This is a genomic window from Paenibacillus sp. HB172176 (assembly GCF_011947265.1).
In the GTDB taxonomy this organism is placed as follows: domain Bacteria; phylum Bacillota; class Bacilli; order Paenibacillales; family Paenibacillaceae; genus Pristimantibacillus.
Genome location: NZ_JAATHD010000001.1, coordinates 36,654 through 58,475, shown reverse-complemented (window position 1 = coordinate 58,475; position 21,822 = coordinate 36,654). Strand labels below are relative to the sequence as shown.

Annotated in this window: 18 protein-coding genes and 1 other RNA gene; 3 read left to right on the top strand and 16 right to left on the bottom strand. The window is 39.6% G+C overall.

The window, feature by feature from the left end; translation table 11 throughout:
- Positions 1-2: 2 nt before the first annotated feature.
- Positions 3-707: a hypothetical protein gene (locus tag HFP08_RS00305; protein WP_168118522.1), complete on the bottom strand. Its 705-nt coding sequence runs from the start codon at positions 705-707 to the stop codon at positions 3-5.
- 216 nt (positions 708-923) lie between these two features.
- On the opposite strand from HFP08_RS00305, the gene HFP08_RS00300 reads away from it, so the two are divergent.
- Entirely contained in the window at positions 924-1,262 is a 339-nt protein-coding gene (locus HFP08_RS00300; protein WP_168118521.1) for a helix-turn-helix domain-containing protein, read from the top strand.
- Positions 1,263-1,325: 63 nt separating this feature from the next.
- Here the strand turns inward: HFP08_RS00300 and radC are convergent, their stop codons facing one another.
- Complete coding sequence (gene radC, locus HFP08_RS00295) at positions 1,326-1,931, bottom strand: RadC family protein (protein ID WP_168118520.1); 606 nt, start codon at positions 1,929-1,931, stop codon at positions 1,326-1,328.
- A gap of 51 nt (positions 1,932-1,982) precedes the next feature.
- Positions 1,983-2,918 carry a DUF932 domain-containing protein gene (locus tag HFP08_RS00290; protein WP_168118519.1) on the bottom strand — a complete coding sequence of 312 codons (936 nt, stop codon included), beginning with the start codon at positions 2,916-2,918 and terminating at the stop codon, positions 1,983-1,985.
- Positions 2,919-3,389: 471 nt separating this feature from the next.
- Here HFP08_RS00290 and HFP08_RS00285 point away from each other — a divergent pair, with 471 nt between their 5' ends.
- On the top strand, positions 3,390-3,575 hold the full coding sequence (locus HFP08_RS00285; protein WP_168118518.1) for a hypothetical protein: 186 nt from the start codon (positions 3,390-3,392) through the stop codon (positions 3,573-3,575).
- A gap of 173 nt (positions 3,576-3,748) precedes the next feature.
- On the opposite strand, the gene HFP08_RS00280 is transcribed toward HFP08_RS00285, so the two are convergent.
- Positions 3,749-3,901, bottom strand: a complete 153-nt coding sequence (locus HFP08_RS00280) for a hypothetical protein (RefSeq protein ID WP_168118517.1) — start codon at positions 3,899-3,901, stop codon at positions 3,749-3,751.
- A gap of 422 nt (positions 3,902-4,323) precedes the next feature.
- On the opposite strand from HFP08_RS00280, the gene HFP08_RS29640 reads away from it, so the two are divergent.
- A complete protein-coding gene (locus tag HFP08_RS29640; protein WP_481856530.1) occupies positions 4,324-4,431 on the top strand; it encodes a DUF5348 domain-containing protein in 108 nt (35 codons plus the stop codon).
- 292 nt (positions 4,432-4,723) lie between these two features.
- Here HFP08_RS29640 and HFP08_RS00270 read toward each other — a convergent pair whose 3' ends face one another.
- The 12 genes from HFP08_RS00270 to secG form a co-directional block, all read right to left on the bottom strand.
- The gene (locus tag HFP08_RS00270) at positions 4,724-5,572 is read right to left on the bottom strand and encodes an HNH endonuclease (protein ID WP_168118515.1); all 849 of its coding nucleotides are present in this window, start codon (positions 5,570-5,572) and stop codon (positions 4,724-4,726) included.
- Between the two features lie 4 nt (positions 5,573-5,576).
- A complete protein-coding gene (locus HFP08_RS00265; protein WP_168118514.1) occupies positions 5,577-7,100 on the bottom strand; it encodes an AAA family ATPase in 1,524 nt (507 codons plus the stop codon).
- An 889-nt stretch (positions 7,101-7,989) separates the two neighbouring features.
- Complete coding sequence (locus HFP08_RS00260; protein ID WP_168118513.1) at positions 7,990-10,320, bottom strand: DEAD/DEAH box helicase; 2,331 nt, start codon at positions 10,318-10,320, stop codon at positions 7,990-7,992.
- Positions 10,320-11,009, bottom strand: coding sequence for a hypothetical protein (locus HFP08_RS00255; RefSeq protein WP_168118512.1), 690 nt, complete (start codon positions 11,007-11,009; stop codon positions 10,320-10,322). Before HFP08_RS00255 ends, HFP08_RS00260 begins: the two co-directional genes overlap by 1 nt.
- An 11-nt stretch (positions 11,010-11,020) precedes the next feature.
- Complete coding sequence (locus tag HFP08_RS00250) at positions 11,021-13,240, bottom strand: DEAD/DEAH box helicase (RefSeq protein WP_168118511.1); 2,220 nt, start codon at positions 13,238-13,240, stop codon at positions 11,021-11,023.
- 3 nt (positions 13,241-13,243) lie between these two features.
- The gene (locus HFP08_RS00245) at positions 13,244-14,881 is read right to left on the bottom strand and encodes a site-specific DNA-methyltransferase (protein ID WP_168118510.1); all 1,638 of its coding nucleotides are present in this window, start codon (positions 14,879-14,881) and stop codon (positions 13,244-13,246) included.
- A 700-nt stretch (positions 14,882-15,581) separates the two neighbouring features.
- Positions 15,582-16,328, bottom strand: coding sequence for a methylamine utilization protein MauJ (locus HFP08_RS00240; protein WP_168118509.1), 747 nt, complete (start codon positions 16,326-16,328; stop codon positions 15,582-15,584).
- Between the two features lie 379 nt (positions 16,329-16,707).
- Positions 16,708-17,071, bottom strand: a transfer-messenger RNA (tmRNA) gene (gene ssrA / locus HFP08_RS00235).
- A gap of 237 nt (positions 17,072-17,308) precedes the next feature.
- The gene (gene smpB, locus HFP08_RS00230) at positions 17,309-17,794 is read right to left on the bottom strand and encodes an SsrA-binding protein SmpB (protein WP_168118508.1); all 486 of its coding nucleotides are present in this window, start codon (positions 17,792-17,794) and stop codon (positions 17,309-17,311) included.
- Between the two features lie 230 nt (positions 17,795-18,024).
- Positions 18,025-18,225, bottom strand: a complete 201-nt coding sequence (locus HFP08_RS00225) for a cold-shock protein (RefSeq protein ID WP_068678946.1) — start codon at positions 18,223-18,225, stop codon at positions 18,025-18,027.
- 327 nt (positions 18,226-18,552) lie between these two features.
- Positions 18,553-21,342 carry a ribonuclease R gene (rnr, locus tag HFP08_RS00220; RefSeq protein ID WP_168118881.1) on the bottom strand — a complete coding sequence of 930 codons (2,790 nt, stop codon included), beginning with the start codon at positions 21,340-21,342 and terminating at the stop codon, positions 18,553-18,555.
- Between the two features lie 167 nt (positions 21,343-21,509).
- Positions 21,510-21,746 (bottom strand): preprotein translocase subunit SecG, encoded by a 237-nt coding sequence (secG, locus tag HFP08_RS00215; RefSeq protein WP_168118507.1) that lies wholly within the window; start codon positions 21,744-21,746, stop codon positions 21,510-21,512.
- Positions 21,747-21,822: the final 76 nt, after the last annotated feature.

Genomic DNA, 21,822 nt, shown 5'->3' with positions numbered 1-21,822 from the left:
CATCATATATGTTTTAATGGATTTTGACGTATAACAGTGCTTTTACTCTCAGGCTGATAAAATTCTCCGGCTCGTTGAATCAAATTCTTTATATTTATTTCCATAACACACGTGTAAGTGTAATCCAATACTGAACCAAATCCATAACGCTTCGATATTCCAAAACCTCCAAGTAGTTTCGATGTTACCGTGTACGTACGATTATTTTCATCAATAAGAAGTGAGTGGACAGTAGTCTTCTTGAATATCAGTGCAATATGCGCTGTTCCAAGTATTTTCTTTCTAGTTACCTTTATATCCGGATGAGAAAAGTTATTACTTAAATATTGATATAACCGCTCTTCTGTAAGGGAGCCAGGAAATTTAAGGTTTGGCGAATTAATTTTCATTAAAAATGTAATTATGTTGTACAACAAGATGGTAATTGAGAGCCCTAAAATAATGAAAAATAGATAATACACGCCCCAAAGTAAAAGAATCATACCACCCTCGCCTAATGCTTCACCTAATTGGTTATCTAGATTCAAATCATTAAACCCTTCAATCGCAAATTGTTCCGAAAGATAAAATCCAGGAAGCAAGCAAATAATGATACCTGCAATGATTATTAACAAAAATTGAATTCTATTATGCCTAAGCAGTTGAGTTATCTGATCCTGTGAAATTAATTGCATGCTTGCGATGCCTTTGTTCGCTTGAGACTTCAATCTAAAAACTCCTTTCTATTCATGTCAAAAGCAATAGATCAAACTTCACTTTCTAGCTTTTAGTAAGACGATTTACACCCCCCCAACTATCTACCTATGTATTAGGAACTATTTTCAAATTATATCCCAATTGAAACTATTGGTAAACACTTTGAAACTAATAGTTTATTAATTGATCCTTCCATTTCAACTACTGTTAAATGGGAGGGATCAGAGATGGATTACGCTTTATTAGGTGCTCGATTACGTCAGGAGCGACAGCGATTAAATCTAACGCAAGAGAAGCTAGCCGAAAAGGTTGATGTTTCGCATGCTTATATTGGACAAATCGAGCGAGCAGAACGCTCTGTTACTTTAGATACTTTGGTTCGTCTGGCAAAAGTGCTTGAAGTTACAATTGACGACCTGCTACAAGATTCCATCGAATTCAGCAATAACCATTACATAAACAAAATCAACCAAATACTTATGAACCGTACCTTAAATGAACAACAAATGGCATTTGAAATGCTCGAATTAATGCTTACTCACTTAGACAAAATTGCATCTAATTGATCGTTCAATCTCAATATGTTTGAACAATTTACTTCCAAATAAAAATGAGAGTTAATGCGTTTATCACATTAACCCTCTCTCCTTTAAGCTTACGAATCTATAATGTCCAGTCACAACATGATCAAGGACATCAATTCCAATAATACTGCCTGCCTCTACTAAACGTTTGGTGATTGCTACATCCTCTGGGCTTGGATCAGGATTGCCGCTTGGATGATTGTGTACACATATAATTGATGCACTACTCCGCTTAATTGCTGGACGAAATACTTCTCTAGGATGAACAATGCTGGCATTGAGGCATCCAATTGAAATAGTCTCTTTTGCGATAAGTCCACTCTTCGTATTTAGAAACAAACAGATGAAATGCTCTTTCTTCAAAAATCGGAGCTCTGGCTCTACCAATTTATATACATCCTCTGGCTTCTTAATTTTATAATTTGGAGGAGCTGGAGCAATAAGTATACGAGCAAGTTTCAATGCAGAGACTATTTGTTGAGCCTTTGTTTGACCAATTCCCTTGATAGTAACCAATTCCTGCTCAGTCACATCAATTAAATCCTCTGTCGTAGGAAAACGACTTAATATTTCCTCAATAATATAACTACCTGTCTTTTCTCGAAGAGAGCTGGTGAGTAGAGATTTTATTTCGTTATGATTGTTATCCATGCTATCAGAGCCTCCATTTATTACTTCTACATTCCCATTAATTCGAATTGATTAGGCAATATCTAAAATTAGCTCATACGCTTTATCGATAAGTGGATTACCATCAATTGTTCGCATAAATAAATTTTCTTGAAATGTAGCTGTTTCACGTAATGGTTTAGCATGAGTAGCAAAGTCCGAGACTGCATTAATAAAACGATATCCGTTTGAACCGATTTCTTTCAAATCAGGTGCTTCAAAGTACCTTGCATGCAAATCTTCGCGTAATTGTTGAATGTTTTTTATTCGTAGCTTCGTCGCGTTTTCGGATACAGGAAGCAAGAGTTTAATATATTCCTGGACTTTGTGGTCGGGTATTTTAATTCGATGAAGCTGCTCTGCCTCTTTGTTCAACCTATCCATATAATTTTCTGCATTCAACAGAGTCTCCTTGGCCTTATCCAGCTTCGATTGAATATTCCCTTTATGAACAGTACTCCATATACGACTTGCATTGGCTAAAGCGAGATTAAGAGTATTTTGACAAACAATTCGGATTGGGGTCATAGCAACTTTGATACTGCCGGTTCCATCATGACTATTCGAAAATAGCATATACGGGCAAAATTGATCACCAGTAATAACATAATCCTTTGGCAACTTGGCAAGTAACCAAACCCTTTTACCGTTTTGTAGGCTGCCAGCCGTTTCAAACTTGACTCCTTCCCCCAACATATCATCTACAAAAGCAAATGCTTCTTGGTTTTGAACGATCTTATACCGATCGGTAACAACCCCGAGTATGCGTTGATCAGTTTCTCGAATATTTGCTTTGTAGCCTAGAATTTCAGAATAATCCTCAGTTTGAATGGACTTTTGAATAACTGTCCAATCCAGTCCCGCTTCAATTAAAGCTTCCTCCGAGCTGAGTGCACCTTCAACACGATTACCGAGGCCGTGCCAAGGGGCTTCTCTTACGTAAAACATACTTTCGACATTTGATGGCATTTAATCATCTCCTAAATTTTTGATAGATAAAGCTTCAGTGATTTCTTCTTTGCAGAAACAGGAAGAGCCGGACATATTAAATATGTCCGGCTCTTGTGAGGAGAAATTATCACTGATGCTATAGATAATCATAAATATAATATAGAATTGATCCTCTAAGAAATACGCTTCTTATTCTGTAAAAACATCCATGCCCATATGGCCGCAACCTGGTCATGAAAGTTGGGTTTAGAGAGTTTAGAGCCCTCCCATACTGAATAATAATGCGATTGGACAGAAATACGAAGTACTTTTTGGTGGTTCGACCCTGTAGTAAAAACTGTGTTCTTCCTCCTATATTTTCATTAATTGACTTCATGAGTATATAGTAGTCTCTAGGTCAAAGGATACAACGAAAAAATAATCAGTATTTTCCGATATTTACTTTGCGGTATTATGTCGATTACTCTGTTATTATCGGGAGGTGATATTATGAAAAACGGATATTTAGTTATGAACACTGTTGTTACACTTACTGATGGAAGCAAATATCAAGGACAATTAGAAGGAGTGGATGATAAACAAGAGGGGGATTTTATCAAAATATATAATTCGGTCGGAGAATCCTTTGTACCAAGCAGAGAAATCTCTAAAATTAGATTTGAAATAATCTGCTGAAAATATTATATGGGAAGGCATCTCTGCGATTATTTTTATTGATAACTATACTTAATATACAGATAATCAAATATACTCAATCAGGGCATTAAGACACCTGCCAGAGCATAAGTGTACTGATTCTATTGTATACTTAGTAAAATTAGAGTTTAGATGTTATCTATGTTAGCATATCATGTTACCCGCTTTTTTTTATCATTCGTCCCGTTCTTAATATTTTTCAAATCCTGTTGTTCATACTCAACCTTACTTTTCTTATCTGCTTCCTCACGTTGCCTTATAATTGCTTGTTGCTGTCCAGTCAAATGCCTTGTATTCCATCCCATTTTATAATCCTCCTATGATCTTTTGTTTTAGTTATTTCAATAACTCAATCAATCCAACATTCCAATAATTATAAGATTATTTTATTCGCCTACGACAATTACCTCCCTTCAAATAACTCTCTCAATCACAATTTAAAGAAACTACCCTCATCTGTCAATTTAGAATATAAAGATTGTTTCTTCCCTACTATTTAAGCTTAATCAATCACAAATATATTTTAATGGCATCTGCACATATCTATTTATATACAATGAATGAATCTTCGATGAACTATTCACATCAACAAACCTCATAGCGATCAACCTCGTAATGACTGTCCTAAACCTAGCCTCAGACAGTCCTAAGCGAATTCAAAGAACAGTGAGGGGCAGCGTTATGTACGAACTGAGATTTCACCAAGAAACTCGTCGATGGCGTGTCTATGTGGTTGCTCTATCCTTTGCATTGCGGGGATCCAATTATGTTTGAGCTCGGCAACGTATTTTTGCCAGCCAATATAGAGCTTGATACAGAGTGGTACGTGCCTTAGGGAGCGTAAAATTCTAGCTCCATACCAAAACCAAATACCTCGTTTTGCTGCTGAACTGACCTGCCGATGGCAGGTCTATTCCTTTTGCCGTCAGTCTGTTAGGCTGAATCTGATCGACAAATCCATGTCGGTAACGAATGCAAAAAGCCACCGTCATTGGTGGTTCCGAATTCACCGACAATTTAAGTGGCTGATGACATCTTACCACATGTGGTTTCTCAGTTTTTTTTGAATTTGACATACTTATATTTTGACAAGTAATTAAAGTTTCTTTATACCATCAATTAAATATTTACATTGTGGTAACACGAGATCTGTATTTTTCAAAAAACTCACTACATCTGAGTAAGGAATCTAAAAAGGACGATTTCCAATAATTAATTCCATACCTTCTAATAGTTGAATCCAAGGTAACTTGTAAAGCTTCTATGTGCGTCTCAATTGGTATCTCACCATGAACCAAATAATCATGAATACTTGATATTTCATCCTCCACATTCAAAGAATACTGATTTAATAAATCTAATGCTGCATAGTGTTCCTTAATAATGTCAAAGCACTCAATCTCTTCGGTATACACTAACTCAAATTTTATTATTGGTAATCCAGCCTGGTCCAAATGAATTCTCGTATATAAATATTTTATTTCAGGTATCTTATCATAATATAGATTTAAGAAGATTCGTTTACCACTTTCATTTATCCACCTATCACCCTTTTTTCCATTACAGTATTGACAACAAGGAACTAAATTTAAAGGGAACACTGAAAATTCAGGGAAATCACTTTTAGGCAAGTAATGATCAATAGTTCGTGGTCTATCTATACCACAATATGGACATTTATTTTTGTGTTGAATCGATTGGATATTTATTATTTTCGCAACTATCTCTCCCTCAAGGTGTCCTTTTCTATTTCGATTATAACAACTATGCAAAATTGAAATGTCGTTTGTGTCAGTAATTTCACTGATCGTCATGTTCTCTAGATTTGATGAAATCTCTTTATAAAAATCATATCTTCTAACTAAATAGGGTTGAAGTTCTATCATCCTTATTTTTTTTTCTTCTGAACGAGCATTCTTCAATAATGAACTATATAAGTCAATTGGATCAAGTTCTGGAGGGTTCAAATTTTTCATTTTTCTAACTCCCCCTCTTTTCTATGAATAATGAGTTGAGGTATGTCATTGAATTGTAACTTAGTGTATCTTCTCCAAAGAATCCTACAATTTCATCATAAGTCTTACCCTCATCACGCAGTTTCTTGAACCAAGACTTATAGTTATTTTCATGCTCTCTTAGTTCAAATAGATCATTAGTTAAAACACTAATATTCTCACCAAAGCACTCACTTACGGGATATTCAACTATTGGTGTATTGGCTGATCTGTAAAATACCTGAATATATTTAGAAGGAACCTCTTGAGTAATAAGTGGGGAATGCGTCGAGATTATTGCATAAGAATTAAAAGATGATAATAATTTATAAAACATCCTCATAAAGTTCGCAATCGCATTAGGATGCAAATGTAACTCAGGTTCATCAAAAAGTAATAATGAATCGTTTTCAATATTGGCTATCACTTCTGTCATAGTTGATAACATAATATTTTGGCCTGAGCTAAGTATTGAACTTAATAAGTTTCCATGTTTATCTTTTTTTATTTTAGTGATTGATTCAATTGTTTTAATATGCTCTGGTTCTAAAATGTTCTGCATTATCTCAAGCCATTCTTCTTCTCTATTTCTTTCTCTAACTAATAAATAAGAATTGAAAAAATGATCTTCGATCTCACTCAAAGTTAAAAGACCCTGACTGTTTCGTAGCCCACAATATATATAGCTTCCTAGTATTGTAGAGTTTTCTCGTTTAGAGTCAAAATGACTATCATCATTTAACTGTTCCTGAGCCTCTTTCTCAAATGGCTTATATAATTCATCAAATGCACTATACGAAATTGCGATTACTTTACTAAAAGAAGGTCTATCAGGAATAAACTTTGCAGTACCACTCTTTTTCGCACCACTTAATCTGCTCGCTATTTCCGATAAGACTCTAGTCTTACCAGTTGCATTCTTACCAACAAAACAATTAATTCTATAAGGTAAGTCACTTTTAGCAAAACTTAAATTAACTACATGAGGAAATGTTGCTCCTGGTATTTGATATTCAAATTGAAAATCCAAATTACTCTCTGTTACGACAGCATTATATCCGAAATAGAGCCCAGCTTCTTTAAGTGCCTTTCCAGCTTCACTAAACCTTAATAATGATTCTTTAAATACACCTTCATTTTCAACTTTCGAATAAACCACTTCATTTGTAGCTACATCTTTAAGAGCAGTTAGTATTTCCCTAGCTATTCCTTCATCAAGTTTGCCTAAGTTTTCATAATAAGCAATGGATTGACCTAGTGAACAAAAATCCTCATCCAATCTTTCAAACGGATATTCCAATACATTATCAGTGTTTCTATTCTTTAAACTACCTATCTTCACTGCGCCAATAAATAAATATGTATCAGGCTTAGATATATAGTACATGTGAAAATAAGTTACGTATCCAAAGTCATTCCAAGTATCAGTCATTAGTACTACGGAGGGAAATTCGTCTACGATATCAGGTATAGTGAAATTCCGAGAAAAAGTACGTCTAAAAAACTTCATATTTGCATATCATCCTTCATGTAATATTTTATTAAATAACACTCAAATTTAATAATCCGTTGCGCTTTCAAACTCTTTTATCAAAAAAAGTAAATACTATCTAGTATCTCTAATCATTTTTTTAGAGAAGTTAACGGTATATGTAACACGCCACGCTTAATCATAGGCAACTCGATGACCTAAGTGAAACTTTATATCCTCATGGAGCAGAAATATCTACTGACAAGTGAGAAGGTAACGTATTGTTAAGAATATTATTTTCATCATTTGTTGAAAATTTTGAAGTATATTTGTCTGATTTACTTTATGAGATTTTTCTCGCAAAACCAGAGGTCTTAAAATTTAAACAGAGTAAGTTACTGTAGAAGAGGTTCTGAAATGTTCTGAAATTCAAGAATTTATCGAATACTTGGCCAAGAAAAAAATAGGAAAAATCCAAAAAGGAGTGAAAAAGGCTTCATTGCTGATATAAGCAAATAAGTCAACTGAATGAAGAAGCTCAAGAAGAAATTGAAAAAGCTCTCCAGATAAAGCACCTATACTTGCATAGAAATGGTATAGTTGATGAAAAATTTCTTCAATATTTTATTGGACAGTTTGACTTAAACGAAAAACATTTAATGTCTGCATCTGAGATTTGCGATAAACTTTGTTATTTAGCCACGATTGTTAATAAAATCGACTTGGCTGTAATGAACCGGTATAGACTGGCATAAATGAAGGTATAAAACAAGTAAATAACAGTATTAATATGAAATTGGTATAGACCAGCTAAGAGTTTATCGACGAAAACTGCGAAGGAGTTTGACGATGCGAAGACATAACTTTGTCTCTCAAAATACCCCCTAATCATGCACTTGATTCTATGAATCTGCTGAATGTTGACAGCTCAGTAATAGAACCTCTCCAACACAGCCAATTGTTCTTCGGTTAGTCCGTCATATTTTTCATTGAAGACAATTTCTTGTTCATTAATCAATTCTATACAAGGTGCCGCCCATTCAATATCCTCAAATGTTAAACCATATCTAAGCATCCAGATTTCACGTTCTACATCCGTTCCATAGCGAATATATTTTGCCAAACGTAAAGCCCGAGGGTCATTCGACATTTCATGATATTGATGGAATATAGCATAAAAGATATCTGTTAACTTAAATCCAATCAGTTTATCTAAATAATCATAGGTATCATAAACTATACGGTCATAATCCACCTTTTCGGCAGTCATGTCACCAAATAATGAGTAGTTATGAAGCTTCATATCAGGTATATCAGCATATCCGCGAAGAAACTGCGACTTTAGTTTGCTTTTCTCCTCTTCGTTCCCCTGCCTATCCAAAAAGATTCTATCCCTCTTCCTTGAAGCATAGTCATAGCGATATTGGCAGATAAGGCTAAAAGTTTTCTTGTAGGCTCTCCAGAGCATTATTTTAATTGCTTGATTCAGAATACTTTTTTCTGCTGCAATTAGCTCCCTACCTAAATACATTTGGTACAATGAATAAAAGTCCTGGTACATAGCTTTCCTGTCGTTGACTTCTTCGTTGTCCCACCGTGGATAAATTAAAGAGCCATCCTCGTTAAACATGATGTCAAGCAAGGTTGGAATTACTTCTGTAATATCATCGCTTGCCAATTTTTCTACATCATGATTTGTCAAGTTGTACTCATCATTGAACTTGTCAGTCTTTATCGCTTCCTTGAACTCCTCATATTTTAGGTCTAATCCCTCATTTTCTTTATCAAGATGTGATTTTTCTGAAATATGCTCCGGCTTCTGTAATACGAAGCGAAACGGACTTAAATTACCCTTCTTGACTATAGCTACTCCATAATCGAACACATCATCCGGTGTTGACCGCCCAGCTCTTCCAATCAAATTTTTAACGGAAAGTGGTTTGCTTCTTTCAAACCTATCGAGATATACAACATCAAAAGGCATATTAATCCCTTGCTCCAATGTTGATGTCGCAAAGCAAATACGGCAAAAACCTTGCTGAGTAAAGTGTTCTAATATGAGTCTTGCGCGAAGAGGAATGGAACCATGATGCACGACGATACCACGTTTCAGGTATTCGAGCGTTTTTGAAATGTAATTTTCGTTCTTGTCATTTGATGCCCCTACATAATCCCGTAATTTCAAAACAAGTTCAAGTCCCGCTGGATCTAAGATCGGCTGACAAAGGTCAATGTACTTTTTAAATCCAGAATACACTTGTTCGTTATAAATGTGTTGTTTTGGAACATAAATAAGTATACTCCCGCCATCTTTGATTGCTTTCTCCATTGGGTCGAAATGTGCCCTAGTCTTTCTTTCACCCATTACGCCCTTTTCGATGCCAAAGTGATGGAATTCACCAGTTAAGGGGTCATGAGTGTAAAATATCTGTCCAACATTTTTCTGCTCATACTGCAAGGCTGCTGCATTCTCATCAATATCGACATGATTTTTTTTGAGTTGGGCTTCAGGATTGGATATAAATGGATGAGCAAAAATGCATTTTGCAGAGGGGAACGCTTTCTGAACACGTCTAACGATGCTGTCAAAATAAAGGCCGCGTACAGATTCTTCGTCGCTCAACTGGGCTTCGTCGAACAAAACAAGTCCTATGTTGAGCTTGTCTTTTAGCTTGAACAACTCTCTTGCACGTTCGGGAGTGAGAATAAATACATTTCTCTTGGCGTGTTTTATATTAATAATATCCACGAAGGAAAGTATGTTAACTGCCTTATCTTCAATTATTTCTCGAACTCTGTCATAATACTCATTTATCAAAGCTCTTGAAGGTACGATAACAGCAACGTCATAATCGGCAGCTTTGATTAAATTTCTAAATACGAATGATTTCCCCGTACTTGTTGGTGCCGAGAAACTGAAGATCTGCATTCTGTGGATTTTTTTCAGGATATCTGCCTGCACTGGTGTATATTCTTCTCCATATTCTTCTTGTATGTATTTCCCGTAATCTGCAAAAATAAGACTATTAAATGATTCAACTTTAGGCTTCTTAAAAAACAAGCCCATCATCTCAACAACTTCATCCTCATGCTCTGCAAAGAACCTCGGCTGAAACAGTTTCAAGTAAGAAAGAATCTCAAGCACAGAGATATTGACAGACCCCTCTTTGAATAGACGTTCTCTTGCATAGGAAAAATGCTTATCCAGATTTATTCCGTCACGTATCTCAGATATCCGGTTTTTCGATTCTTTAGCCATTAAAGATTCACCGCCACTATTACTATCTCCACGTACTTGGATAGCTCAGTGAATTTAGTATGCTCTTTTATGTTAGCTATCAAGACATCACTTGATGTGGATTTCGCTGAGAAAGCAATTGCAAAACCTTTTAACCCGCTGTTCGCTCTGGATAGAGCTTTATGAGTACAGAAAGGCTGTAAGTCAGCAATTTGCTTAATGTCTTTTTTATCAATTATAAACTGATTTACTTGCTTAATAGCTGAATCGTATGCACTTTGCCTAGAATTATATTTTGCTTCACCGAATATGACTGTGTGTGTGTCATTATTCTGACTATGAAAATCAAATCCGGGATTACCCGATACTTTCATGCCGAGCAACTCGGAAAGGGGAATATCTAGATAGTTCATATTTCTAATAAGTGATCCTCTAGCTAATTCAGATACCACATACTCTCCTGCTTCTTTGGTTACTTTGTCATCCGAGCAATCAGCAATTTTTCTCTGAATATCGGTAATTGTTTCATTAGCACGTTGTCTAAAGCTTTCTTTCATATAATCTTGATCGAAACGGCTAAGCCACGATAAATCTATCAGAGCCTTAATGATTACGGAAAGCGTATCCTGCAGATTTTCTGGATCAATACGTATGAAGGTAATACTGCAGTTACCTGTATATTGTATGGGTTTGCATTCAATAACCTTCAACTCCAGCCCCCCTAAGTTATAACATCATTAAGCAGCAACCATGATGCACTTGACACATCATCGCTGTATTCCTCCATACAGATACAAAGTTCATCACTTTTTTTATCCTGGCGTATGAAGCCACCCTTTAACTTGTTTTTATCGATGTATGATTTGAGCACAGTGAATTTGCGCTGGGAGAATTTATCGATGTCTTCACTGTTACCGTACTTATCAAATCCTCCCTTCGTTTCAATAATCCAAATCTCTCCATTGATGCTGATAACGTAGTCCGGAAAAAACACTCGAGCTTTGCCGTATGCATCCTCGTAAACAATAGAAAAAAATTCAGCTCCCTTATCTCCGTTCTTATAAACCCACTCGACGCTCGTCGCCGTTTCACAATATTTTTCAAATTTCTTTTCGGAGGAAGACCTTGGTGCAGCAGATGAAAAGTATCCTTCATATACGTTTTTCGAAAAAAGCTTCTGTGACTTTTCAGTTGCATCATAAGTAAAAAGACATTCGCGAGGAAACCAGAAATCTTTTATCGTTGTTTTATCTGACAATGCGTTAAATTCAAGTTGCATTTGATCAGTTATTTCAGAAGCAGCATTTCTTACTGCGTTTTTGAGCAATTCGCGATTATTAAGCACAAATGCATAAAACTCTCGGTTTTCGAGCAGGAGAATTTGATTGATACTTGGCTTTTTCCCAGTATTTCTAACGAATAAACGACGGAAAATAGCGTTTAAATGTTCATATTTCAATCCAACGCGCAGGGATATTTCCCCTACAATATGATGATATTCTCTACCATGAATGGTTGTATTAATAGGAGCCTGAATATAAGTCATTTTAAGGTTTTTATAGCTGCTTCTATCCCCAGCCGAAATAACACGGTTTTCTTCTGTTACATATTGGCGAACATAGTTAGAAATGAGAAAACCGTTAGCTTCAAGTCGCTTTTTGTTCTCGACTGTTCTTGCATCAATTTTATAGTGTTTTTTGAAGTAAGTATATATTGTTTGAAGTATTTGCCGTTGATCACGTGAAAACGAAATCCCAGACACCTGTTCGCAAACTAGTTTAACTGCCTTAAGTGATTCCTTCAGCTGCAAGTTGGCTGCCTCCAATGCACCTTTCCCTAGACTCAACTTAACGCTTTCGGTAAATTTCTCGTCCAATGTATATAGATAACAACTGTCGAGATGCGGCTCATTATAATGCTTTCCCTCCGGCATACGGCGAATTCGTCCAATCGTCTGAATCTCGAAAGTCTCGCTCATATGGTCGCGGAGCTTGACAAGAATATGCGCTCTCGGGCAATCCCATCCAGTAGCGATTGCTTGTTTGATAATGATAGCAATGGGCTTAGCTGTTGGTTCTTCAATACCTATGATATTCTCATGACGTTCAGCAAGGCGAACAGCAAGTAGTCCGTTTTCATAGGTAATCTCTTTGGAGGCAAACCATCTCTCCACGCCATCCAAAAGAACATCGTTTTTATTTGGCAATTGAACGACAATTAAAGGGTTTACCAATGCCCCACGAGAAACGTACGAGGCATAAAGGCTCCGTTGTTTTTCAAGAGCCTTAGTTAGCAGATAATCAATCTGGTCTACAACTTCATCACCCTGCTTTACACTCTCATTTATAATTAGGACTTTCTTTATCAATTCGGCAGCGATTACTTCGGCTTCTGGAACGATGATCCATGTCGCGTCGGTATAGTTTTTCGGGGTGGCAGAGGCACGGATAATTTTTTCAGTCTGAAAATATTGAATAATCTCTTTGCCTTTAATCGTATCCCCTTCATGGCTTTCGTCAACGATAATTTTGAATGATAAGCCGTTATTAAACGCCTTCTCAATATGTTCAATAAAGTTAGCATATTCGCCTTCTTTCAAGGCGTTGTTGTTTTTCTTATTGAGTGTTTCCCAATTGATAAAGCAAATGTCGTTTGCTTCAAATCCTGTCGTCATAACATCAGCAAGGGTCTTTGTCTGTGCTCCATGAATATATTTATCCATCTTCCCCTTGCTCTGAAGTTCAAGTTCCCCCTTTCCTGGTGTAAGCCAGATGAAGACGGTCTTTTCAAAACACTTTAAGTACTCATCCATAAAAAATGTGAGAATGATAGTCTTTCCGCTACCTGTGCAGCTTTTAAGAATGATCTCACGCTTGTTTCCATTCATAGCATCCATAAGGTCAGCGATTGCCCGCAGTTGAAAATCTGCTGGTATGCCCATTCTTTAACCCTCCAGTTCTTTGTAAAAATAATTGGGTAACGTTATGATCTCTACGCCTCGTTCTTTGAGTAACTCTTCTTGCTCGCTAGTGAGCAGAACGTCATGACCTTTATAAATTCGGCTACATTTTTCAAATACCTCCGATGTTTCGACAAACTCATCCATCTCATCATCTGTCAGCACAATGGCTAGCTCGGCATTATGCGTGAAGTTAACTCCATTCTCAAGCTCTACCAATTCTCGAATATGAAGTAGAAGTTCATCTGCATACTCATAGTACATTCTTTCACTAATTGAAACATAATCTATCTTATAGTATTTCAAGCTGGCTTTATATCCTTCATTAGCAATTACACGCTTTATTCGTTCATATGTGACCTTACGACAAATTTGATTTTCATTATTAGTACAGAGAATAAATTTGCGTTTGCTCTCATCATGCTCTGCATTATGTGCCAACACAGCATGACCAGTAGTACCGCTACCTGCAAAAAAGTCCAGTATAGTACTATTTGGACCAGAAGCAATGGTAATAATACGATCAATTAAACGAATAGGTTTAGGAGTTGAAAATGCTACCATATTTTCGAGGATTGCCCCTGTTTCTTTTTTCGCTTCATCTGTATGCCCTACTTCTTCATGTGGCCACCAACTCCACGGAACAAGACCCTTCGCTTCATGTAAAAACTGCTTTCTACGTGGTACACCATCACCTTTAGGTCCGAAATATATACGTCCATCGTTAAAAGCTTTTAAAAACTCACTTTCAATTGTGCTCCAGCACCGACCTTGTGGTGGGAAATGTTCAGTACCATTTGGAGCGACTATTTTATACATTTGATTCGTCCTGTATCCTTGCGCTAGTAAGGATACAGATTGCCATGGACCACGTGGATCCTTATCCGGATTTTTGTACAATTTATTTTGTTTATCTGTTAGTGGTAGTCTATTTCGAAACTTTTTGAATTTTTCAACATTATATGCGTAAATCACAATATATTCATGTGAATCGCCTATCGCTTCACGATTCTCACGAGAATATCTTTTTTGCCATGCTATAGTTGCGACATGTCTTTCTTCTCCCATAATTTGATTGCACAAGAGTCTAAGATTGGCATACTCATGTTCATCAATAGAAATAAAAATCGATCCATTCTCAGAAAGCAAGTTCTTTGCAATTTTCAAACGACGTTCCATAAATGAAAGCCATTTGCTATGAATATAACCATCTGTCTTATCTACGAAAGAATCATCATAAATAAAATCCTTATTTCCTGTGTTATACGGTGGATCAATATAGATTAAATCTATCTTTCTACGATGTGTCTTTTCCAGCAATCGTAGCGCAGCTAAATTATCTCCTTCTAATAGAAAATTAATATACTCATCATTATCAATAAACAGACTTTGCTCTTCAGATAGTATAGGGATATGAGAATCCAGCACTTCGTCAATCGCTTCCCGATGCTCCTCAAATACCAAACCATATTTTTTACCCTTAACCTCTTTTTCAATCTGACCAAGAAATGTAAGAAGACTCTCGTTATTCTCGTTCTGTGAGGTTTTCAACAAAAATGAACGAATAGCTTCTATTTTTGTTGTCAACTCTTCACGTTTCTGCTTAGAAATATTTATACTCATTAAATGCGTGCTCCTTTGGGGTTACTTTCAATATTTAAGTGTGTTTCCATCGGTCCATTATTCATCGGAATACCTTTTATGTTGCAATATTTGTTAGCAGCATTTAGGACTGTGGGGCTGGAACACTTTTGACTCTACTCCCATCGGCGAGTTGTAGAACTTATAATCGAATCACGACTCTGTTTCTTTTATGGGATATTCAGCTCGTTAAGAACGGTTTTTATTATTTCGTTGCTGATTTGCGTATTACCACCTTAACACTATAAATCATAGCATCCGCTATTTGGGATATCAATGGATTAATTGGATTCAAACTGGTGAATCGACACTATTCTCCAATAATAGAGAAATGGTGTCGTCAGAAATCAAGAACTTTAGATATATTTACTCGAACTCAATATCTATTTGTAATTAAATTGTGTCCATTGGTTAAAAAATTAGTCACAGTCAGTCGAAATGAAAAATGACAAATTGATCGACATGAAGAAGATGTTTAAGGAGCAATTAATACAGTGATTTCATTTCATCCCAAGAACATTTCAAGCTCAATTAACCAGTTTAGTACTTTCATAAAGCGAAAAGAAACCCTTCCACCTAATAGAATGGTTTCTATTCCTAATTATTGAGCTATAGTCTTCCGTTAGCAATACATGTTATCTCCCTTAACAAAGTTCCAATAGTCCAAGCATATATATTCAGATTAAACTAATTTGTGTTTCCATACTTTTAAGAACATTATTGATACCATTTTTATTATTACGAGTCTTGAAATAACATCATCAATTTCCTCAACGTTAACGTTAGCTAATCCATGAGCAATATTATTTCTAACCAAGTAATTTTGATCTATCCACTGATCATTACCATTAATCATTAATGGCCAATCTTGACATTCGCCCCAAACTGATTTAAATGATTCCCAAATCTGTGATTTCGAACCGTTTACAGTTCTTTCAGTTCTAGGGTGATACTTTGAAGTTACTATTTCTATTGAATTCCACAAAGCAAGAAATGAATCAAATGCATCTTCAGAAGTAATCCCTTTTCTATACCACCCATAGGCTTTCAAAAAAGTAGGATGGTGCTGGTTAAGAAATAGTGCTTCTTCAAAAGCGCTTATAAATTCTTGTAGCTCTATGTATCTCTTTACGTTATTATTTCTTGAAAAGTACCTTCTCCCATCATTACTTATTGATATCGGCTCATTTATTTCAACAACTAAACAATCAACCATTTGTCCTATAAATATTAAAGCAGCGCTATTAGCCAAACTTCTATTCGGCGCATAAGCAGTTGACTTAATTACTACCCCATCATTAAAATTTTTGATTTCAATATCACTAAAAAAGGGGTTAAGCTCCTCTCTTCCTTTTTGTTGTCTTAAACTCATTGATTCTTTTACTTTAATCATTCCATAAAGGAAAAGTTCAACTTCCCATATTGTCATTGCATTAATACCCCTTTTTTATTTTTGTATAAATAGCAAATTCCGATATAGTAATGTATTCGAGAAAGGATGGAACTGTCCTGCCCATGAGACATGATTCTAAGATCAAAAATGTTCACCTTTTCTTCTCTTAATCATTATTGCGCTTGTTAAAAGTATATTAATCCCGTATAATATGCACTGCTTTCGGACATAGAAAGTCTCATAATGTTGCTTCAAGTAATCCATAAAACCGATTATGTACAATCCCAGCTTCTTTATGTAGACAACTCGTCTACAACCTTTATAGCACACATCACTTGAATATTCACTTTGTCTACAATTGGTCTACAATTGGTTAACATAACAAAAGCCCGACCTCATGAGGTCGGGCTTTTCATGGTGGAGGCGAGGGGATTTGAACCCCTGTCCGAAGACCACGCCACACAGGCTTCTACGGGTGTAGTAACAGCTTTGATGTCACCCTAGAGACTACCTGTTACCGCATTCTCTTCGGGTCAGCCTGATTGTCTTCTTCAGCACACCCCAGGCGGAGATGTGACAGCGTATCCCACTAAAGTTGGGCCCTCATCCCGGTACATGGGCGATACAGAGCGAGAGCACGCGTGCAGGTTATTAAGCTGCTACAGCGTAGTTTGTTGATTGTTTGCCATTTAATAGGCTTTAGCGTTGATGAAGCAGACGACTCCCTGCTACCCGCAACCCGCGCTCGTCCAATCCCCGTCGAATCCATAAACGCCCCCGTTTTGGCATAAACGCTGCTCATATCCTTCAACGTCTAGCACTGACCGGGAACTCCGGATTAAGGATGGCATGACCGCGAAGGTCAATTCATCTTGAGCAATCAAGCCGAATCGGCTGAAAGCAATGTTAATGCTTGCTGTAGAACTAGTATAACATATTCCGGCTTCCATAACTCGCATTTAATGCTGGCAGCTCTGGATGAATTCATCCATGGAAGTCCGAGCTAAATCCTGCTCTTAACGGGCAACCTTCTGCTTCTCGCGCAGCACGCGCTGAATGTCGCGTTGCGCATCCCGCTTCGCGGCTGTAGCTCGCTTGTCGAACTGCTTCTTGCCCTTGCCGAGTCCAATCAACAGCTTCGCGTAGCCGTTGCGAATATAAATCTTCAACGGCACGATGGAGTAGCCCTCTTGCTTCGCCTGACCGTACAGCTTGCGAATCTGCTCCTTCTTCATGAGCAGCTTGCGCGCCCTGGTCGGATCGGCCGGATTATGCATATTGCCTTGCTCGAATGGGCTGATATGCATGTTGTTGATGAAGATTTCACCGTTCCGAATGGTGGCGAAAGCGTCATTAATGTTCGCTCTACCGCCTCGCAGCGACTTGATCTCCGTCCCCATCAGCACCATGCCTGCTTCGAAGGTTTCCTCGATGAAATAGTCATGGGAAGCTTTCTTATTCTGCGCTAACGGTTTGGTTTCTGTATTCTTTTTTGCACCCATGCTAATCACCTCGTCTTCAGTCGGTATGCCAATCATGCATCTTTCGATACTGCCGGATTTCATTGTAACAACTTTACTTTTGAAAATCAATCGGATTGAGCGGTACAGTTTTGTTTATAAGCATTCTGCGCTTTGTCCCGAAATCATCTGCTTGTCTTCGAAAAGAAAACCGCCCTCGACTCGCGGTCAAGGACGGTTCTCGTAATTGCATATTCGCGTGAATTAAGCTATTACAGCTTAACTACGTTTTCTGCTTGTGGTCCGCGGTTGCCTTCAACAACGTTGAACTCAACGCGTTGGCCTTCTTCAAGAGTTTTGAAGCCTTCGCCAACGATTGCGGAGAAATGTACGAATACGTCGTTTCCGCCTTCAACTTCGATGAAGCCGAAACCTTTCTCTGCGTTAAACCATTTCACTGTACCTTGTTGCATGTGTAAAACCTCCAAAAAAATTTATTAATATGCGCCTGTTTCGTTATTAAACAAAAAATTCACACATTGGAAAGGGTTTCATGACTCGAATGACACCCTTTTCAATACGTGAATTCAGGTTCATATCATCTATTGCCTTGAGTTTACTACACCCGTCGATAAAAAGCAAGTCACCTGCTTAAATATCTTTTCTCAGTCTGTCCAAATACAGTCGTTCTTATTCCTATTGGAAGAATGTTAACGCATCAAAGGAGTCTTCTCCAAACGAACAGCTGGTGAAGCCAGGACCTCAACCAACTGCTTGGCCAGCATGCAGCGCCTCCCCTGTTACTTCTTTTTGCGTACGAATGCCGCAGTGGCATTATTCGTACCGCCTTTTTTCTTGCGTTTTTTCTTGCGCTTCGCTTCATTCCCGTCAACAGTACCGTGTTGCTTGACAGAGGCAGCATCCGCATTGAATATCCCGCTTGTTGTCGCATTTTTGCGTTTACCTTTGTTCTTGCCTTTTTTGCCAGAGCCTTCGCTTTTTCGCTTGCCACCCTTGCTTCCGCCAGATTCGGCGCCTTGCTTGCCATAACCGCCGTTCTTGGCTTTTCCTTGACCGCTTTCCCGAATCGGCAGCCCCCACATATCCTTGAGTGGAGCCTTGCCTTCGCTGGCCGGTTCCGCCAAATCCAGCTCCGCCGCTCCGCCTTCAAGCCATGGATTGCCGCTTCCGACAGTCCGTTTCGAGTCTGCCCCACCGTCTGCGCCAAGTCCTCCCTTTTTACGGTAGCCTTTATCAGTGCCTACGCCTCCGCCTTTTCCCTGCTTGAAGCCGCCTGTTCGGCCACTTGAGCCTTCCCCGGCTCTTTGTCGTCCCTTGCCGCCGGAACGCGCGTCTCCGCGGCTGCCATATACTCCGCCGCGCTTGCGGCCGCCGCCATCGTTGCCGCCGCCTGCAATACCTTTATAGCTGCCGCGCGGCTTCGTATCTACCATTTCGAAATCGATGTTATGCTCGATCATATCCACCCGGGCGACGCGAATCTTGACTTCATCGCCGATCCGGTACACCTTCGACGTGCGCTCGCCGATAAGCACCATATGCAGCTCATGGAAATGGTAGTAGTCGTCATTGAGGTCGCTTAATCGAATGAGTCCCTCCACCGTATTGTCCAGTTCAATGAACATGCCAAAGGAGGTGACGCTGCTAATAATGCCGTCGAATTCCTCGCCGACCTTATCCAGCATGAATTCGCATTTCTTCAGCTTCTCCGTATCTCGTTCGGCGTCGACCGCGACCCGTTCGCGCTCGGAGGAATGCTGCGCAATATCCGGCATGCGCGCGGTTAGCGCTTCTAGCCTCGCTTCCGAGAGCATGCCTCCGCCTTCTATGACCTCGCGAATGATCCGGTGAATAACAAGATCGGGATAGCGTCTGATCGGCGAGGTGAAATGCGAATAGAATTCCGCGGCCAGGCCGAAATGGCCGAGACTCTCCGCATCGTACTTTGCCTGCTTCATCGATCTGAGCATCATCGTGGAGATGACGGTCGCTTCCTTCGTGCCTTGAATTTCTTCGAGCAAGGTTTGCAAAGCGCGTGGATGCACCGAATTGCCGTTGCCCTTCACCACATAGCCGAAATTGGAGGCGAACTGCATGAAGGCAAGCAGCTTCTCCTGGTTCGGATCCTCGTGGATTCGGTACAGGAACGGCACGCGAAGCCAGTGGAAATGCTCCGCGACGGTTTCATTCGCCACGAGCATGAATTCCTCGATAATCTGCTCCGCGACAGACCGCTCACGCTTCACGATATCGACGGCCTTGCCCGAATCGTCAACAACGACCTTCGACTCTACGAAATCGAAGTCGATCGCGCCGCGCTTCATTCGCTTGGCGCGCAAACGCATCGCGAGCTGCTCCATCAAGCCGAACATGCCCAGCAGCTCCGAATAACGCTCCTTAAGCGCTGTTTCGGGCTCTTCCTCGTTGGCGTTCAGGATGCGGCGAACGTTGGTATACGTCATTCTCTCCTTCGTCCGAATCACGCTGGTGAAGATGTCATGCTTCACCCGCTTCAAGGTTTTCGCATCGAACTCCATCTCGCAAGAAAGCGTAAGCCGGTCTACCTGAGGATTGAGCGAACAAATGCCATTGGACAGTCGATGCGGAAGCATCGGAATGACCCGATCGACCAAGTATACACTGCAGCCTCTGCGGAAGGCTTCTTGATCGAGCGCCGAATTCTCGGTTACGTAATAACCTACATCCGCGATATGTACGCCCAGCACGAAATTGCCGTTGTCCAGCCGCTTCACATGGACCGCGTCGTCGAGATCCTTCGCATCCTCGCCGTCAATTGTCACAATAACCTCTTCGCGTAGATCCCGTCTTCCTTGCTCCCTAATTTCGGCCTCAGTTATTACATTAGGCGCCGCTTCCGCCTCCGCCATCACATCCTCAGGAAAGCCCTCCGGCAGCTGATGCTTGCGGATAATGGACAGGATGTCGACGCCGGGATCATTCTTATGACCAAGAATCTCCAAAATTTCGCCTTCCGCAGCCGATCGTCCTTCCGGATACGAAACAATTCGCACAACTACCTTCTGCCCGGTCACCGCACCTTGAAAGCCGTCCCTGGGGATAAAGATATCGCGATTAATCCGCTTGTCATCCGGTATAACGAAGCCGTACGCTTCATGATCCTCGAACACGCCGACAATCTGTGTTATGGCGCGCTGCACGACCCGCACGACCTCGCCTTCTATGCGTCCTCCGCTTTCGCTCTTCGAGGTTATCCGCACGAGCACCGTATCCCCGTTCATCGCGCTCTTCAGATCATTCGCATGCAAATAAACATCGCCGTGATCCTTCTCGTCCGGCAACAGAAAGGCAAAGCCCTTCGCATGCGCCTGCACCTTGCCCCGCAGCAGATTCATGCGCTCTGGCACTCCGTATCGCTCCGTGCGGGTCCGCAGCACCTTGCCCTCATCCTCCAGCTTATTGAGAAGCTGAAGAAATGCCTTGAATTCCGCAGCTCCCTCGATGCCGAAATGCTGCTCCAGCTCTTGATACGTCATCGGCCTATAAGCCGTTTCTCTCATAAAATCAAGCAATTCTTGCTCGCGTTCCATCATGTATATATAATCTCCTTATAAGTTCCGCAGCCGATTATTGGGCATGCGGGTGCTAGAATGGCGTATATCATGTAGTATACACGAATGCCATAACTTACAATCGCATTTCTCCAAAAAAAGCAAAAAAGACGAGGGATGCTCCCTCGCCTTCCTAATTCTTCCGATTAATTCTCTACAAAGTAAGATACAACCAAAGCAAAGATGAAAAATCCGGCTGCCAGGACGACAGTCAAACGCTGTAAAAACAGGTCCAATCCACGGGCTTTCTGCTTGCCGAACAAATGCTCGGCGCCGCCGCTGATTGCACCGGACAAACCAGCGCTCTTACCCTTCTGCAGCAATACGACAGCAATCAAGCCAAGCGAAAAGATAACCAGCACAATCTTCAAAGCGATTTCCATTCCATACACCTCCAGCGTGGCCGCTCCACGAAAAAACATATACATTGATTGTACCATAGGCGAAAAATTTATACAA

Coding starts and splice junctions, on each gene's coding strand:
- HFP08_RS00300 (WP_168118521.1), top strand. CDS start 924: ATGGATTACGCTTTATTAGGTGCTCGATTACGTCAGGAGCGACAGCGA.
- radC (WP_168118520.1), bottom strand. CDS start 1,931: ATGGATAACAATCATAACGAAATAAAATCTCTACTCACCAGCTCTCTT.
- HFP08_RS00290 (WP_168118519.1), bottom strand. CDS start 2,918: ATGCCATCAAATGTCGAAAGTATGTTTTACGTAAGAGAAGCCCCTTGG.
- HFP08_RS00285 (WP_168118518.1), top strand. CDS start 3,390: ATGAAAAACGGATATTTAGTTATGAACACTGTTGTTACACTTACTGAT.
- HFP08_RS00280 (WP_168118517.1), bottom strand. CDS start 3,901: ATGGGATGGAATACAAGGCATTTGACTGGACAGCAACAAGCAATTATA.
- HFP08_RS29640 (WP_481856530.1), top strand. CDS start 4,324: ATGTGGTTGCTCTATCCTTTGCATTGCGGGGATCCAATTATGTTTGAG.
- HFP08_RS00270 (WP_168118515.1), bottom strand. CDS start 5,572: ATGAAAAATTTGAACCCTCCAGAACTTGATCCAATTGACTTATATAGT.
- HFP08_RS00265 (WP_168118514.1), bottom strand. CDS start 7,100: ATGAAGTTTTTTAGACGTACTTTTTCTCGGAATTTCACTATACCTGAT.
- HFP08_RS00260 (WP_168118513.1), bottom strand. CDS start 10,320: ATGGCTAAAGAATCGAAAAACCGGATATCTGAGATACGTGACGGAATA.
- HFP08_RS00250 (WP_168118511.1), bottom strand. CDS start 13,240: ATGGGCATACCAGCAGATTTTCAACTGCGGGCAATCGCTGACCTTATG.
- HFP08_RS00245 (WP_168118510.1), bottom strand. CDS start 14,881: ATGAGTATAAATATTTCTAAGCAGAAACGTGAAGAGTTGACAACAAAA.
- HFP08_RS00240 (WP_168118509.1), bottom strand. CDS start 16,328: ATGACAATATGGGAAGTTGAACTTTTCCTTTATGGAATGATTAAAGTA.
- smpB (WP_168118508.1), bottom strand. CDS start 17,794: ATGGGTGCAAAAAAGAATACAGAAACCAAACCGTTAGCGCAGAATAAG.
- HFP08_RS00225 (WP_068678946.1), bottom strand. CDS start 18,225: ATGCAACAAGGTACAGTGAAATGGTTTAACGCAGAGAAAGGTTTCGGC.
- rnr (WP_168118881.1), bottom strand. CDS start 21,342: ATGGAACGCGAGCAAGAATTGCTTGATTTTATGAGAGAAACGGCTTAT.
- secG (WP_168118507.1), bottom strand. CDS start 21,746: ATGGAAATCGCTTTGAAGATTGTGCTGGTTATCTTTTCGCTTGGCTTG.